This window comes from Paenibacillus pinisoli, from assembly GCF_003605435.1.
Classification (GTDB): Bacteria; Bacillota; Bacilli; order Paenibacillales; family Paenibacillaceae; genus Pristimantibacillus; species Pristimantibacillus pinisoli.
On sequence record NZ_QXQB01000001.1, the window covers coordinates 1118561 to 1134833 of the forward strand.

A 16273-nucleotide genomic window follows, 5' to 3' on the forward strand; every position below is an offset into this window, starting at 1 on the left:
TGGTCAACCCTTTCTTGTACACACATGTTTAGTATAGCTTGCTAAGTTTAAGCGAGATCATGAAGCCGGTCATGCTGCTCCTTCGCGGCACGATAACGCTCCGAAGACGCAAGCTCCCGCTTCTCCGGCGCTGCTGCTGCCACGTAAGCGCCATCATGGCGGCCAATAAATCTCAATTCCTCGAATACGTCAAGCATAAGCTGAACGGCTTCCACAGTCAAGCCGACCTGACCCGCAATTCGCATGGCAAGTCCTTGCTCCGGAGCGCGTCCTACCTTGCGGAGCCATTGATACACTTGGCCGAATTGCTCCCGGCTTGGAAAACTTGCCAGCGGAGCCGGCATATAATGCAAATCATGCACCTGCAGCTGAGGCTTGCGCTGATTGTTCCACTCATTGATAGACAGCTCGCCGACCAATTCCAACCGGCTGCCAGACGGGATGGCTGAAGCCATCTCGCCCATGCCGAAGCCGATCGCATCCAGCAGCTTTCGTCCCCCGCCCAGCGCCAGCTTCAGGTGCTTGGACTCCTTGCCGATGGCACGCCTGTCGGCAAGTTGAATGTCACGGAACATAATCCGCGGGGACGGGTTGCCGATTCCGAACGGCTCCAGCAGCGCAAGCTGGCTGATCGTATCCAGCGTGGCATCCTCCAGGCCGCATTCCAAATGCACAAGCGTCTTGGGAATCCAGTCTTCCGGCGTCAGCCACTGCTTCGCCAGCTCCGACATCCGCTGCTCCAATTGCTCCAGCTTATCCCGGTGCAAGCTCATGCCTGCCGCTGCCTGATGCCCGCCGTAATGATCCATCAGATCCTCGCATTTCGTTAGAGCCGCATGAAGATCGAAACCTTCGATCGAACGGGCTGAGCCTTTGCACATGCCGCTGTCCGCATCGATGCCGAGTATGACAACCGGCCGGTAATGCCGCTCCAGCAGCTTGGAGGCAACGATGCCGATTACGCCGACATTCCAGCTCTCCCCGCTTAACACAATAACTGAAGGAGGATCAATGCCTTGCTCCTCGGCGGCAAGACGCTTCGTGAGCCACTGCTCCTCCGCTTCCTTGACGATAGACTCGACGATTCGCTGACGCTCCTTATTCAGTGTATCCAATTGGATTGCCGATAGTATCGCTTCATCATATACAGGAGTCGTCAGAAGCTCGACAGCCCGCTTCGCATGATCGAGCCGCCCCGCAGCATTGATGCGCGGCGCCATGCCGAACGCGATGCCGGTCGAGACGATGGTCTCCAGTTCGATTCCCGTTGCTTCGGCCAAAGCCCGAAAGCCCGTCCCCGGCTCCTTGCGCATACGCTTCAGTCCATAGCGAACCAGAATTCGGTTCTCATCCACGAGAGGCATGAGGTCGGCTATCGTGCCGAGGCTGACAATGTCCGCCCACTCCAGCGGCGGCCGCTCCATAAGCGCTGTAGCCAGCTTGAAGGCGACGCCAACGCCAGCCAGCCCCTTGAACGGATAGCTGCAATGCTCCTGCTTGGGATTGACAACGGCGCAAGCTTGAGGCAGCCGCTCCGGCGGCTCATGATGATCGGTTACGACCACATCGATGCCAAGCGAGGAAGCGTATTCTATCTCCTCATAAGCGCTTATTCCCGTATCCACCGTAACGATCAGCTTTACTCCGTCATTGGCGGCTAGCGCAATAGCGTTCTTATTCAGACCGTAGCCCTCTAAAGCGCGATGCGGTATGTAATAATCAAAATTCAGACCCATCGTGCGGAAAACATGAATGAGCAGCGATGTGCTGGATACCCCGTCCGCGTCGTAATCGCCGTATATGCGGATTTTTTCCCCATTCTCGCTCGCATGCCGGATTCTCTCTACCGCTTCCTTCATGCCGCTCAGCAAGTAAGGATCGTGCAAGCCGCTCTCATCGCCATACAGAAATGTATAGGCGCTTTCCTCATCGCGGTAGCCCCGTTGCACAAGCAAGCGGGCAACAAGAGGAGGAAGACTCAGCCCCTTGCTCAACTGCCTGGCTGCGCCTTCCCCCGACTCTTCCCACTCCGCAAGAGCCCAGCGTGTCTTTCTATGAATCATCAGGTTCTCACTCCTTCCTGCTGTCCGAATAGCGGTTATTGCAGCAGTGTCGGCATCTGCTCCTGATTTGGATCGTGATTGGATTTGTACGGATAACCAGGGTCGTAAGGCTCCACATAGATGGACACTTCCGTCAAATGATGGAAGCGGTGCATCAGCAGCGTTCGGACCCGCTTCGCAATCTCCTGTCCTTCCAATACGGTGATGCGCGGATTGACGCTAATGACAATCTCCGCCACCACATAATGCCCTTGCTCTCTGGCGCGTATGGACTGCACCGTCACGACGCCCTCTACGCGCTGAACAACCTGCATCAGCTCATCCGCATTTTCATCCCGATCCGAATCCTTGACATTTCTTCGTGCGCCCCGAAACAGAACGTCCAGCACGTTGTCCCATATACGAGCTCTGCCCCGGGTCGCATTCTTCCCATCTCGCGGTCTGGTTGACATTTGAACCTCCTGAAAGGTTTTGCGGAGCAAAACCTACTTCGTAAGCATTAGCTAAGGTTTTGCGGAGCAAAACCTACTTCGTAAGCATTAGCTAAGGTTTTGCGGAGCAAAACCTACTTCGTAGCATTTGCTAAGGTTTTTGCGGAGCAAAACCTGCTTGGCAAGCTTTCGTTCAGCTTACGGAAGCAGGCTTCGCTCACATATCTTCTAATGTTGTCGATCAACTATATGAAACGCATCTGCCGGCCGGTTAAGGCGTTGGTTTTGCAGCAACCTTCGGCTTTTGCTTCTGATTGCGCTTGAACAGGAACCAGAGCGGGCTCGCGATGAAAATCGTCGAGTACGCGCCGCTGATCAGACCAATCAATAGCGCAAAGGAGAACATCTTGATGGATACGCTGCCCCAAATGAAAATACATACGGTCACGATGACAACCGTCAGTACCGTATACAAGTTGCGCGCCATCGTCTGCCAAATACTAGCGTTAACGAGATCAGCCAGCTGCTGCTCGTTTTTAATGGACGCAAAACGCAAATTCTCGCGAATACGGTCGAAGATAACGATTTTATCGTTAATGGAGTAACCGAGCGTCGTCAAGACGGCTGCAATGAATGGCAGGTCCACTTCAAAGCGGAAGATCGAGAAGACCGCAATAACGATAAAGCTGTCATATAAAATTGAAATATTCGCGGCAAGCGCGAAACGCCATTCGAACCGGATCATGACATACAGCATGATACCCAAGCTTGCGATCAGAATCGCCCAAATCGTCTTAATGCCCATCTCCCGCGCGATGTCCGGAGAGACGACGTTCACTTCTGCGGAAAGCTCTTCTCCGAATTTCGCTTTTAAAGCCGCGGTTACAGCATTTGATTCGGAGTTATCCAACACATCATTGAATCGAATCGAAACTCGGTCATTATTTTGTCCGCCGACCGTCGGCGACAAATCCTCGTAGCCCAATGTCTTAAGAACATCGTTCACTTCTTGGACTGTTACTGCTTTTGGAGTAGCGACATCCATGTTGCTTCCGGCTTTAAAATCAATACCGAGATTCAACTGAAAGATCACCAGCGACAAAATACCGATGATGGTCAGTGCAAGAGAGGACAGCAAAAATTTATTTCTATTCTTTACGACATCATACCGAATTTTTGTCTCATAGTTCACGAATTTCACTCTCCTTCACGCCATAGTAGCTTGGCTTCATGAACTTGTTGCTGCGAACGAGAAGCGTCAACAAGAAGCGGGCAAGGAAAATATTCGTGACGATACTGACCAAAATACTGAAAATCATCGTCAAAGCAAAGCCTTTGATCGCGCCATCGCCAATGTAATAAAGCACGACGCTAGCAATGATACTCGTAATGTTGGCATCCATAATCGTACGGAAAGAGTTTTTGGAGCCTGTCTTAAGCGAAGACAGCATGCTCTTGCCGGTACGAATTTCTTCCTTGATTCTTTCTGCCGTTATGATATTCGCATCAACAGCCATACCGACACCGAGTACGAATGCCGCAATACCCGGCAGCGTAAGCGTCGCATTCATCAAATTCTGTACAAGCAGCAGCAGCCATGCGTAAGTAATAATCGTAATGGCCGCGACAAAACCAGGCACACGGAATACAACAACCATAAATACCAGTACAATCAATGAGCCGATGATGCCGGCTGTTACCGTATCTTTAAGGGATTCCAGACCCAGCTTCGCGCCTACGCTTTGCGTATATTTGGCTTCAAGCTTCAGAGGCAGCGATCCCATATTGATCAGATCACGCAGCTCACGAGCTTCGTCTGGAGAGGAATTGCCCATTTCAATACTAGCATCTTTACTAGCGATTACACTTTTAACGAGCGGACTGGAAATCATTTCCTCATCCAGGTAGATGGACATCGTTTGTCCAACCAATTGTCTCGTCACATCTTCGAACTTCTTAGCGTCCTTCAACTGGATCGTTACTATGGGGCGATTCATATTGTCAAACGCAAGGCCTGCGGCATTCTCGACGAAATCTCTGCCATCCAACATTACCGTGCCGTCAGGAGCACGGAACGTCAAATTGATAGGCTTGGACAACATTTGCAGCACTTCGTCGTCCTCACTGTCGATTCCCGGTAGTTTTACGCGGATACGGTTTTTGCCCTCCGTAGTAATCTCCGGCTCTACCAAGCCTGAAGCATCAATCCGCTTCTGCAAGCTCTTAGCGGTTTGTTTCAAACTCTCCGACGTCACAGCTGAACCGCCTTCGAACGGTACGGCTTCATACAATACTTCGTAGCCGCCCTTCAAATCAAGGCCCAGCTTGACGCCATCCAAAACCCACGGAGTCGTTGCAGCCATTGCTGCAAATCCGACGACTACGATGGCAAGGAAGGCAAGTATTCTCTTCCCGAACATACGTCTGAATCCCCCTTATGATCTTCAATATTCCCATTATACAGATGCGGTAAAAACGAGTCAAAAAAAAGAAAGGCCCCGCTGCTAGAACGGGTTACCCTTGAAAGCGCTAAGCGTCATGAAGTTCATGAACTGCGTAATCTTGAGCGATAAAATATCATTGACCAACTGATGCAGCTCCGGCTGACCGGTCTTCGCGTATTTGGCGTTGACACAATCCCAAATCTCCTTGCCGTCCACGTGCTCGTATCCGAGCAACCGGAATTCCTCCGCCTTGCTGTTGCATAGCTCCTCGATCATGACGTCCAATTCTTCATTCTCCATATGCTGCACCTCCTCGTTCTCGTTGCTGTCCCTTACTTATTCGAGCTAGACCTGCCAATCTCCTGCCGACTATAGAAGATGGTCCAAATTGACTGACATGGAAAGGGACATGCCGCGCATAAAGTGGTAGTACATGCATGTCCGTGCGCATTCTCGCCTTAATGGCGTTATCTTCAATGAGAAGAGGTCACCGCTATGACGAAGCAATCCTTTATCAAAGGTGCCATGATTCTGCTCGCCGCAGGCATCGTGAACCGCTTGCTCGGCTTTGTGCCAAGAATCGCCCTGCCCCGCATTATCGGCGCTGAGGGGGTCGGCCTGTATCAACTGGCCTACCCTTTCCTGATCGTGCTTCTTACCGTTATTACAGGAGGCATCCCCCTTGCCATTGCGAAGTGGATTGCCGAAGCGGAATCGATTGGCGATACGAAGCGCGTCAAGCATATTTTCCGGACGGCTATGATTCTAACGATATCGATTGCAGTGGTTCTGACGATCGGGATGCTGCTGTTCGCGCCCTTCATTATCCGGCACATTCTTCCCGACACCAGGGTCTACCGCGCATTCCTTATGATGACGCCGATGCTGCTCATTGTTGGAGTTTCCTCCGTCTTCCGCGGTTACTTCCAAGGCAAGCAGAACATGATTCCAAGCGCCGTATCCCAGCTCGCAGAGACGATTGTCCGCATCATAGGATCCCTGTTCCTGGCTTATCTCTTCCTGCCTATGGGGCTGGAGTGGGCGGCCGCCGGCGCTATGCTTGGCGTCGTTGCCGGCGAGATTGGCGGGCTGCTTGTTCTCTTATGGAAATATGCACGCGAAAAAAAGAAGGCAGCCGCGCCAAGCGAGCTCCCTTCTCATTCATCCTCACAGAAGCAGCCGCCCATTCTCCGCAAGCTGCTTGGTTTGTCCATTCCGGTCACAGGCAGCAAGCTGGTCGGCTCCCTGTCTTACTTGCTTGAATCCATCTTTACCGCACGCAGTCTGGCTGCCGCGGGGATTGTTACGGGCATTGCTACTGCACAGTATGGCGCTCTGCAAGGCATGATTATTCCGCTGCTGCTGCTTCCAACAGCATTGACCTATTCGCTTGCCGTCTCGCTTGTGCCTTCATTATCCGAAGCCGCTGCGCGAGGAGACAAAGCGCTTATTCAGAAGAGGCTCCATCAATCGATGCGTATTGCTCTCGTATCCGGCGCCCCGTTCGTCGTCGTCATGGGGCTCTTCGCAGAGCCGTTATGCCGGCTCATCTATGATCATCCCGAATATTCTCCTATGCTGCAGCTGCTCAGTCTCGCCGGCATCTTCATTTACCTCCAGGCACCGCTGCAGGCGGCGCTGCAAGCGCTGAACAAGCCAGGAACCGCCCTTATGAACACCTTCATCGGGGCGGCGGTCAAGCTGGTCCTGATTGTCCAGCTTGCGTCCAAGCCTGAGCTTGGCATATACGGCGCCATTGTTGCCATCAGCGTCAATATCGTGCTGGTTACGATTCTTCACGGGTTCAGCGTCATGCGCTCCATCGGATTCCGGATGAATTTCCTGGACTTCCTTAAGGTGGGGGCTGCAATGACGATTATGGGTGCAGCCGCCCAATGGACGATGAACCATTTTGTGCTGTCCACGGAATGGCTAAGCATGATCATGGCTTGTCTGGTAAGCATCATCATCTATATGCTGCTCATGATCTGGATGCGGATCATCGACCGGTACGATATGGCGAGAATACCGTGGCTGGGCGTATGGTTCAAGTAATTTTCGTTTGATTCACATCAACAAACAGTTTCCCCTTATGATCGATCGTACATAAAAAAACATCCTTGAAATCATTAACTTTCTGATCCTGCAGCACATTCTTCAGCCAAAAACGCGTTTTTTCGATTTTGTCCAAATTTTCATCCTGCACCTTGCCATCCATAATAAGCGGAATCGGGAGAATTTCGTACCGAAAGCCGGGAGGAATCAGCTTCTCCCTTCCTTTCGGCATTGGCGTAAGGCTAGACTTCTCCACATTAATGTCAGGAGTCTCCGTCTTCAGCTCTGGATCCGCATCTGACTCCTCTGCCCTATCCTTAGGAATAACCGACAGCTTCCCGCTCGTCTCCAATATCGCGAACTCCACATCCGCTACGGATGTGATTTTATTCTCGCGGAGCTGCAGCATCAGATCGTCCAGATTATAACGCTGCTTGCGCATAATATCCTTGTTGATCTTGCCTTTGGCAATAATGACGCTTGGCTTGCCGTCAAACAATAGACGCATCTTGCGGTTGTTCATCGATATCATGGCTGTGCTGACCTGTATGAGCAATAACATCACCATTGGGACAATGCCGTCCCACATGGATCGTTCGGTATCCTCAATAACGATTACCGCGATTTCCGCCACCATTACCGAAATGACCAGATCAAGCACGGACAGCTTCCCGATCTCCCGCTTGCCCATGAAACGCATGATCAAAAACACGACGAAATAAATAACCGTCGTTCGGATTAACAGGCTCCAGATTTCCAAGTAAGCGCCCCCTCGAAAGTACCATACTGGCTGCTTGGGCCAGCTGTAATGTTGTACAGCTATTCTCACCTCGCCCTGCGCTCATCATACGACTGGCTGCACACGAATTAATGGCAATGATGCAACTCCTTAGGCAAATATTGATTCTAGAACCTGTACTATTCCGCCATGCTTGGCCATATGGATAAGTAATACGCGAATATCGGATAGGAGGAATAGGATGAGTTCCGTCAAGCAAGCTCCCAAACCGCCGATTATCGGCTCGCCTTTGCTGGCCGGCGTCGTCTTTTCTATTATTTGGCTGGCAGCAGGCGCACTTCTGCTCTCCCTGATGCTTCATTTCTCCAGCATGAAGGAAAGCAATCTGGGCAGCTACTCCCTGGCCGTACACAGCATAGCCGCACTGGCCGGAGGGCTGACTGCCGGCAAGCGGTCGGAGCGGAAAGGCTGGTACAACGGCGGTTTTCTGGGCATCATTTATGGCATAATCGTCATGATCGTCAGCTTCCTCGCCGCTAATGCCGCTCCATCATGGAACAGTGCGCTCATTCTTGGAGCCGCTCTGCTTGCCGGCGCGCTAGGCGGCATGATCGGAGTCAACTTGCGCAAATGAGAAAAAAATGGCCGACAAACCTTTAGGTCTGTCGGCCATTCTATGTATACATCCGTTACTCTGCAGCAGCTGCCGGAGCAGTGCTGACAATGGTATTAACAGCGCTGCGTTCGAACGTCATCTTCGTTGTGTCATTGACACGAATAACGACTGTGTCATCCGTCAATTCTACAACTGTTCCGTGCAATCCGCCGATCGTCGTAATCTTGTCGCCTTTTTTAATTTGATTTAGCATGGCTGTACGCTGCTTTTGCTTCTTCTGTTGCGGACGAATCAGCAGGAAATAGAATACAGCAAACATCAGGATAAAAGGCCAAATAAGCTGCCAAATATTACCTGCACCACCTGCTTCAGTTGCCAGAAACATCAAAATTCACCCCTTTCAAAATCCTTTGTCGTTGTCATGAAGGCCGTAAGCGTCGAAGAAGGAATCTCTGAAGTCTAGCAGCCTGTCCTCCATGATGGCTTGACGAACATCCCGCATGAGCTGCAAAAGGAAATGCAAATTATGGTACGTGGTTAACCGGATGCCGAACGTCTCATCCGCCTTCAGCAAATGCCGAATGTAAGCGCGGGAATAGTTCTGGCATGTATAGCAGGAGCAATTCGGATCAAGCGGTCCGAAATCCTCCGCGAACTTGGCGTTGCGTATGACTAGCCGTCCTCCGCTTGTCATGGTTGTCCCGTTTCTTGCGATACGGGTCGGCAGCACGCAGTCGAACATATCGACTCCGCGAATCGCTCCCTCAACCAAAGCATCCGGAGATCCGACGCCCATCAGGTAGCGCGGCTTATTCGCCGGCAGCTCAGGCACCGTGTAATCAAGCACCTCATACATGAGATGCTTAGGCTCGCCAACGCTCAGTCCACCAATAGCATACCCCGGGAAATCCATGGAAGTCAAATCTCTGGCGCTCTGAATGCGCAAATCTTTGTGCATGCCGCCTTGAACGATACCGAACAATGCCTGGTCATGAGGCCTGGCGTGCGCTTTCAAGCAGCGTTCTGCCCAGCGGGTCGTTCTTTCCGTCGATTGCTTGATGTATTCATACTCGGCCGGATAAGGCGGACATTCATCAAAAGCCATCATAATATCCGGGCCAAGCGCGTTCTCGATCTCCATAACCACTTCCGGTGAAAGGAAGAGCTTGTCGCCATTCAGATGAGAGCGGAAATGAACGCCTTCCTCTGTAATCTTGCGCATCTCGCTTAGGCTGAACACTTGAAAACCGCCGCTGTCCGTCAGAATCGGACGATCCCAATTCATAAATTTATGAAGGCCGCCGGCGCGTTTGATGAGATCATGTCCCGGTCTCAGAAACAAATGATAGGTATTGCTTAAAATGATTTGAGCGTCCATCGACTTCAATTCTTCCGGACTCATCGTCTTGACAGTCGCTTGTGTGCCTACCGGCATAAAGGTCGGCGTCTCGATGATGCCATGCGGTGTATGCACGCGTCCAAGGCGCGCGCCGGATTGCTTGCATTGTTTGATTAATTCGTATTTAACAGCCACGTTTTCACGTTCCAATCTTCTTAATTTAATAAATAAACATTGCGTCTCCAAAGCTGAAGAAGCGGTAACGGCGTTCAATGGCTTCGCCATAAGCTTTCATAATGGCATCCCTGCCCGCAAGAGCGCTGACCAGCATGACCAGCGTCGACTTCGGAAGATGGAAATTCGTCAGCAGCGCATTGACGAGCTTAAAGCTGTAGCCCGGATAGATAAAGATTGAAGTCCAGCCGCTGCAAGCTTGCAGCGCTCCGTCGCCGAAGCGGCCGGCAAGCGTCTCCAGGGTCCGTGCCGAGGTTGTGCCTACGGCTACAATTCTCCGGCCGTTGCTTCTTGCTTCATTCAGAAGCTCTGCATTAGTCTCGTCCAGCTCATAATACTCCGAGTGCATCTCATGCTCTTCCACCGTATCGACCGACATAGGGCGGAAGGTTCCCAGTCCCACATGCAGAGTTACATAGACGAGTCTTACGCCTTTGTCCTCCAGCTTGCGCAGGAAGTCCTCTGTAAAATGCAGGCCGGCTGTAGGTGCGGCAGCAGAGCCCTCATGGCGGGAATATACGGTCTGATACCGTTCCCGCTCGTCGAGCCGCTCTTTAATATAAGGCGGCAGCGGCATCTCTCCCAGCCGGTCAAGCAGCTCTTGGAAGATGCCTTCGTATCGGAATTGAATAATCCGCGCTCCCATGTCCCCTTCAGACAACACCTCGGCCTCCATCAAAGGAGTGCCATTGCCGTCGTCGCCGAAGACGATGACAGCTCCTGCCTTCAGCTTCTTGCCGGGCTTCGCCAGCGCCTCCCAGCGGTCATCGCCCAATTGCTTGAGCAGCAGAAGCTCGGCCTTTGCTCCGGTATCCTTCTTGATGCCAAGCAGTCTGGCCGGTATAACCCTTGTATTATTCAACACAAGCACATCGCCTGCTTGCAGCTTCGCTTCCAGATCGGTAAATCCGCCGTGCTCGGTGTTGCCGCTCTCCTTGCTCAGCATCAGCAATCTGGATGCCGTGCGGTCCTGCAGCGGAGTCTGTGCAATCAGCTCTTCCGGCAGGTCAAAATCAAACCACTCTACATTCATCTCTTAACCTTCATTCCTTGGCTATCGTAATGCCCTTATAATAGTATTTCAATATATATTGATAGTCATACCCTTGCTGGGCAAGACTTAGAGCGCCGTATTGCGACATCCCTACACCGTGGCCGAAGCCTGTGCCGGCAAAGCTGAATGCCGGATCTTTGGTCGCTGCGCGAATGTCTCCGTCGCCGTCCAATACATACATATAATTCTGGGTATAAGAAGTGGATTTGCCGTCCGCACCCATAACGTACAAAGGTCGCTGACCATCCGTTTTGGTCGATTGCGCGCCGCCTGCTCCTTGCACGACGACCTTGCCTGTCTCCTCCACATTGAACAGGGTGCTTGGCAGCGACTCCCCTACGCCGAAGGTCGAACGAATAGAGTCTGGCGAGGACAGTACCACTTTGGTGCCGTTCACAGACATCTCGGTCGCGCGGCCGGATATGCCGCGCGCGCTGACCTCTACTGAGGTTACTGTGCCTGTCAGTTTTGGATTTACGCGGGCATTGATCGCCTTCAGCAGCTCATCACCAGTGAACGGGCCTCTGACCCAGTTCATCGGATTGGATTGGATAACCTTCTCCAGCTCGATGACTCTTGATCCTCGCTGCACTTGAGCTATGACCGGGATGGCGTCCTGAATAGCCGGATGGCGGCGAATGTTAGTGCCGTCTGTAGTCATCTCCAGAATGCGGCTGCCGGCAGCGGTCTTCTGACCGGTATCCTTCACCAAATCCTCACGGACGTATCCGACGAGGCCGCTAGGAAGGACGACGCGGTACCAGCTTTGCAAGCCTGCTTCTGCCGAGGAATCCGGGCTTGGCACGGATTGCAAATATGGAATCTCGTTCTTCCATACATCCCGCGCATCTGCCGTCATTCCGCCCCCGTTGGAGGAATATACCGTTTCAATCACTTTGCCGTTATAAAGCGCTACCTCGCCTTTCGTTGCTTCAACCGCTTCCGTAGACGAAGACTTCTCCACGCCCGTTCCATAATAAGCCTGGCTTAAGGTCGTATCGACGACATGGGCAATCTGGAAGCCGAAGCCTTTGTTCAGAGCATAGGATCTAGCCGCTACCGCCTGCGCCTTCAACGCTTCAATCGGCCAGGACGTATACATCTCCACCGCCACTACGGAATACAGGTATTGTTCAAATGGAAGCTCATTGATGACAGCCAGCTTGCCGTTGAACGCGCTAAGCTCGAAGCTTCCGCGGTACGTCCGGTTGCTGCGCTCTGTCAGCCCGATCGGCTGCGCGCCGCCGGGAGCCGCCCAAACTTTCATATCGCCAGCCGGGAAGGCATAGAGCTCAAGAGCGGAATCCGCCTTGCCGCTGACTCCATGATCGGCGCGAATCAACAGATATGGCGAAGCCGTATCGGCAGGCTTCAAGGATGCCCCGCTTGGCGCCTTGGCAGCAGCCGCCTGAAGGGTCTTTAGCTCATCCGCTGTAGATGCTCCGCCGACCATGACGGAGTAGACAGCGCCTTTAGCGCCGGCTCTCACTGCTACGTACGCATCCAGTCCGGCTCCTCCAATGGAAGCGGCCAGCGTTTGCGCGGCCGCCTTGCTCTCCAGAGCAGGCGATTCCAGCCGCAGCGGACCGTGCTGCGCCGGCTTGAAGCCGCCCAGCAGGCCGGTCAGCTTCGCATCCGCATTCCAGCGCCCTAGCGCTGCTGCAGATTCTTGCGCTGAGCCATATGTTCCTTCGAATACTTGGTACAGCGTGCCGCCGTTTTTCGATACCGACGAGATATAGCCCATTCCTCTTGCGGATTGGACATGCTGATAGACAGACCATGCATTCGCAAAATTCGCAGTCTCGATCAGCTTGACCTTGTAATCGTCAACGGCAAAGCGAACACTTCTATTCGCCTCGACGGTGAACCATTCACTAGTGCCCGCAGGTCCTCGCGTGCCAATCTTGATTCCCCCTGCGGACTGCAAAGTGGCCGCAGCTGTAAGCGATTCATATTTGCCAGGCAATTGAAGGAACATCGCTACCCTGATCGTATCGAGCGCCGGAACGGCTGCTCGCGAAGGCTGAACCGACAACGTCGACACCAGCACCAGCAGGGCCGCAATCGACAGAGACAGTCTTTTCCAAGATGCTTTGAACGTCATTCTGTTCTCCTCTCTCTTCTCACACTATTAATTTCGTTTCGGAATAGGCAAGCCCAAGTGGGCATAAGCGCTGTCCGTTGCAATTCTTCCTCTCGGCGTACGCTGCAGGAATCCGATTTGCATCAAATACGGCTCGTACACATCTTCGATGGTTTGGCTTTCTTCCCCGATGGTCGCTGCAATGGTATCCAGTCCGACCGGGCGGCCGGAGAATGTCGTCATCATGGCATGGAGCATCTTATGATCGATATGATCCAGGCCCATAGGGTCGACTTGCAGCAACTCCAGCGCAGAGCGGGCGATGTCATGCGTAATGACGCCGTCTCCCCTCACCTGTGCAAAGTCTCTGACCCGCTTCAGCAGCCGGTTCGCGATCCGCGGCGTTCCTCTGGAGCGCATCGCAATCTCTGCCGCCGCTTCTCCAACGATCGTGACGTCCAAAATTTCAGACGCGCGCGATACGATAAATGCCAGCTCGTCCACCGTATAAAACTCCAGGCGGCTTACAACTCCGAATCTATCCCGCAGAGGGGCAGACAGGAGTCCCGCTCTCGTCGTAGCGCCAATGAGCGTGAACGGCGGCAGATCAAGCCGCACGGAGCGAGCGCTCGGGCCTTTGCCGATCATAATATCCAGCGCAAAATCCTCCATAGCGGGATAAAGCACTTCCTCTACGGTCCGGTGCAAGCGATGAATCTCATCGATGAACAGGACATCCCCCTCCTGCAGATTCGTCAGCAGAGCCGCCAGATCGCCTGGCCTCTCGATTGCAGGACCGGACGTTGTCCTGAGATTGACCCCTAATTCATTCGCGATAATATTCGAAAGCGTCGTCTTGCCGAGTCCCGGCGGTCCATACAGCAGGACATGATCCAGCGCTTCCTTCCGCATCTTCGCGGCTTCAATATAAATCGTCAAGTTTTCCTTGACCTTCGTCTGCCCGATATATTCGGCCAAATACCGCGGCCTTAAGCTTAGCTCGACGGCTTGGTCTTCCATCATCAGGTTGGCGGAAATTAATCGATCATCCATTGCTTGCTGCTACCTCCTTCCGTTACCCCTTGAACAGCTGCTGCAGGGCCCGCTTCATCAGCGAATCGACGGTTTCGTCTGCTTTCACGCTGTCCTTCAGCCCGTTCCAAGCCTTATCCAGCTCTGCGGCTGTATAGCCGAGCGCTGCCAATCCTTCGCGCGCTTCCTTCCACGCCGTCCCCGCTCCTTGGCCGTCCGCATCGCCGGCAAGCTCAGCCCCGAAGCCGGCGGCTGTAAGCAAGCCGCCCTCCGGTACAGCAAAAAACAACTTGTCCTTCAGATCCAGAATCATACGCTGCGCAGTCTTCTTGCCGATGCCCGGCAGCTTGGTCAGCAAGCCGATATTCTCCTGCTGAATAGCCGATACGACGGACTCCGGCTTGCCCGCAGACAACACGCCGAGCGCCACTCTAGGCCCGATGCCCGATACGTCTAGCAGCTTGCGGAACAGCGTCTGCTGCTCCCTGGACTCGAAGCCGAACAGCAGAATAGCGTCCTCGCGCACATGATGGTGGATGAAGACCGTTACAGCCTCTTCCTTGGCCGCAAAGGCGTAAGGATTCGGAACAAACACACGGTATCCGATATCTCTGACATCCATAACAATATATTCGGTTTCAATATGTACAACCGGCCCGCGCAAATAATCGATCACGTCCGCTTCACCTCGTTTATTTTCTGTGTCATCACCGCAGAATGCGCATGGCAGATCGCCACGGCGAGCGCATCCGCTACGTCATCAGGCTTCGGAATGGCCGACAGCTTAAGGAACATTTTCACCATCTCCTGCACCTGCCGCTTCTCCGCCTTGCCATAACCGACGACCGACTGCTTGACTTGCAGCGGCGTATATTCCGCAACCGGCAATCCCCGCTGCGCTGCCGCTAATATAATGACGCCACGCGCTTGGCCGACCGCAAAGGCCGTAGTCACATTACGGTTAAAAAACAGCTTCTCTACCGCAACTGCATCCGGCTTGTATCTGTCCATCAGCGCGCTGGCAGATTCATAGATTTGAACGAGCCGTTCCTCTTGGGGCGTATGCGCTTCTGTCGTGATCGCGCCGTACTGAACCGGCGTCAGCTTATGTCCCGCCTTGTCTATAAACCCGAAACCCGCAATCGCAATGCCCGGGTCAATTCCTAAAACGCGCAATTCCCCAACTCCCTATCCGCCTATCAACAAAATTAGACCTGTCTATCATTATAGCAAAAACTGCCGCCAATGAGAACGAACGTTTGATGTTTCGACAGAAAGGTGCCGCATGCAGATACCGCCCCCCTTTTAGACCGCAAAAAAACCTCCCTTCACATAATGGAAGAGAGGTGTTTAAAGCGGCGTCAGCCCTTTTCGATAAACTTATTTATTAATAGGCTTGTTTCATTGCCTTTTCATCTCGCTGCACGGCATAGTCGCTGAAGGTGGACAATACACTGTTGTACTCGTCGATATCCTTCACCTTAATGCCTTCATTGAGCAACTCCAGCTGCCGCTGCGGCAAGCTGCTTTCCATATAGCGAATGTCCAGCTGGAAGAACGTGCGCATGACCTTCTCTTCTCTTGGCGCTCCATCGAACAATGAGAAGTTGCCGCGCTTATCCACGCCAAAGTGAGCATGCTCCCTGCAATAGTCCGATATGTCCTCGATACGCTGCACCATCACCACCGTTTCTTGATCGCTGTGCATGGTTGCGGTGAATTCCGGATGTTCGGACAGCAGCATCACAACCTCATGGCTGCCCATACGTCCAAGCGACTCCATTTCTTCCCCGCATACATAGACACGCTGCAGAACAACCGGCATGGCTTCTTTCTTATTCTTCAAATACGGTATGATGGATGGCCCGATGTTCATCTGTGCCGATTTCATGGCGATGTCCTGTTCCTCTTGCGGCATCCCCCATCCTTTGTCCGCTGCATACGCCGTTCCAGACGATACAGCCATTGATGCAAAGCATACGATGCATGCGACCCCGCCTAATGTCCAAAGCGGTCTGCGATTTCTGCGAAGCCTTCGTTTCAATTGCTTCCACAGGCTGAATGTCATCATGAGGAAGCCCCCTTTGTTTCGTTTTACGATAGTCTGCTCCAAAGCTGTATAATTATTCAAGATGTTCCAATGGACAAAAAAGCCACGCCGTTTCGCAACATTGCGCAGT

16 protein-coding genes are annotated in these 16273 nt (G+C 52.8%); 2 read left to right on the forward strand and 14 right to left on the reverse strand.

All coding sequences use genetic code 11. The features are described from left to right. Window positions 1-47 precede the first annotated feature (47 nt). The 5 genes from recJ to D3P09_RS05305 all read right to left on the reverse strand — a co-directional run bounded on the left by recJ (window position 48) and on the right by D3P09_RS05305 (window position 5238). Window positions 48-2063 (reverse strand): single-stranded-DNA-specific exonuclease RecJ, encoded by a 2016-nt coding sequence (gene recJ, locus D3P09_RS05285; protein WP_120107792.1) that lies wholly within the window; start codon window positions 2061-2063, stop codon window positions 48-50. A 35-nt stretch (window positions 2064-2098) separates the two neighbouring features. Then, the gene (locus D3P09_RS05290; RefSeq protein ID WP_120107793.1) at window positions 2099-2515 is read right to left on the reverse strand and encodes a cation transporter dimerization domain-containing protein; all 417 of its coding nucleotides are present in this window, start codon (window positions 2513-2515) and stop codon (window positions 2099-2101) included. 250 nt (window positions 2516-2765) lie between these two features. Further along, window positions 2766-3686, reverse strand: coding sequence for a protein translocase subunit SecF (gene secF, locus D3P09_RS05295; RefSeq protein ID WP_120107795.1), 921 nt, complete (start codon window positions 3684-3686; stop codon window positions 2766-2768). Further along, window positions 3676-4914, reverse strand: a complete 1239-nt coding sequence (secD, locus tag D3P09_RS05300) for a protein translocase subunit SecD (RefSeq protein WP_120107796.1) — start codon at window positions 4912-4914, stop codon at window positions 3676-3678. Before secD ends, secF begins: the two co-directional genes overlap by 11 nt. An 84-nt stretch (window positions 4915-4998) precedes the next feature. Continuing rightward, entirely contained in the window at window positions 4999-5238 is a 240-nt protein-coding gene (locus D3P09_RS05305; protein ID WP_243643909.1) for a post-transcriptional regulator, read from the reverse strand. Window positions 5239-5433: 195 nt separating this feature from the next. On the opposite strand from D3P09_RS05305, the gene spoVB reads away from it, so the two are divergent. After that, window positions 5434-6993 carry a stage V sporulation protein B gene (gene spoVB, locus D3P09_RS05310; protein WP_120107798.1) on the forward strand — a complete coding sequence of 520 codons (1560 nt, stop codon included), beginning with the start codon at window positions 5434-5436 and terminating at the stop codon, window positions 6991-6993. Here the strand turns inward: spoVB and D3P09_RS05315 are convergent. After that, window positions 6986-7753: a YetF domain-containing protein gene (locus D3P09_RS05315; protein ID WP_243643910.1), complete on the reverse strand. Its 768-nt coding sequence runs from the start codon at window positions 7751-7753 to the stop codon at window positions 6986-6988. The two genes, spoVB and D3P09_RS05315, sit on opposite strands and share 8 nt — an antisense overlap. Before the next feature lie 220 nt (window positions 7754-7973). On the opposite strand from D3P09_RS05315, the gene D3P09_RS05320 reads away from it, so the two are divergent. Next, window positions 7974-8366, forward strand: a complete 393-nt coding sequence (locus D3P09_RS05320; RefSeq protein ID WP_120107799.1) for a TIGR04086 family membrane protein — start codon at window positions 7974-7976, stop codon at window positions 8364-8366. Window positions 8367-8421: 55 nt separating this feature from the next. On the opposite strand, the gene yajC is transcribed toward D3P09_RS05320, so the two are convergent. The 8 genes from yajC to D3P09_RS05360 form a co-directional block, all read right to left on the reverse strand. Next, the gene (gene yajC, locus D3P09_RS05325) at window positions 8422-8733 is read right to left on the reverse strand and encodes a preprotein translocase subunit YajC (protein WP_120107801.1); all 312 of its coding nucleotides are present in this window, start codon (window positions 8731-8733) and stop codon (window positions 8422-8424) included. A gap of 15 nt (window positions 8734-8748) precedes the next feature. Then, window positions 8749-9882, reverse strand: coding sequence for a tRNA guanosine(34) transglycosylase Tgt (gene tgt, locus D3P09_RS05330; RefSeq protein WP_120107803.1), 1134 nt, complete (start codon window positions 9880-9882; stop codon window positions 8749-8751). Window positions 9883-9907: 25 nt separating this feature from the next. Further along, window positions 9908-10954: a tRNA preQ1(34) S-adenosylmethionine ribosyltransferase-isomerase QueA gene (gene queA, locus D3P09_RS05335; protein ID WP_120107804.1), complete on the reverse strand. Its 1047-nt coding sequence runs from the start codon at window positions 10952-10954 to the stop codon at window positions 9908-9910. A gap of 10 nt (window positions 10955-10964) precedes the next feature. Further along, on the reverse strand, window positions 10965-13082 hold the full coding sequence (locus D3P09_RS05340) for a SpoIID/LytB domain-containing protein (RefSeq protein ID WP_120107806.1): 2118 nt from the start codon (window positions 13080-13082) through the stop codon (window positions 10965-10967). 27 nt (window positions 13083-13109) lie between these two features. Then, window positions 13110-14114: a Holliday junction branch migration DNA helicase RuvB gene (ruvB, locus tag D3P09_RS05345; protein ID WP_120107807.1), complete on the reverse strand. Its 1005-nt coding sequence runs from the start codon at window positions 14112-14114 to the stop codon at window positions 13110-13112. Between the two features lie 22 nt (window positions 14115-14136). Further along, window positions 14137-14769: a Holliday junction branch migration protein RuvA gene (gene ruvA / locus D3P09_RS05350; protein ID WP_120107809.1), complete on the reverse strand. Its 633-nt coding sequence runs from the start codon at window positions 14767-14769 to the stop codon at window positions 14137-14139. After that, window positions 14766-15269, reverse strand: a complete 504-nt coding sequence (gene ruvC, locus D3P09_RS05355; RefSeq protein WP_120107810.1) for a crossover junction endodeoxyribonuclease RuvC — start codon at window positions 15267-15269, stop codon at window positions 14766-14768. Before ruvC ends, ruvA begins: the two co-directional genes overlap by 4 nt. Window positions 15270-15480: 211 nt before the next feature. Beyond that, window positions 15481-16164 carry a BofC C-terminal domain-containing protein gene (locus D3P09_RS05360; RefSeq protein ID WP_120107812.1) on the reverse strand — a complete coding sequence of 228 codons (684 nt, stop codon included), beginning with the start codon at window positions 16162-16164 and terminating at the stop codon, window positions 15481-15483. Window positions 16165-16273: the final 109 nt, after the last annotated feature.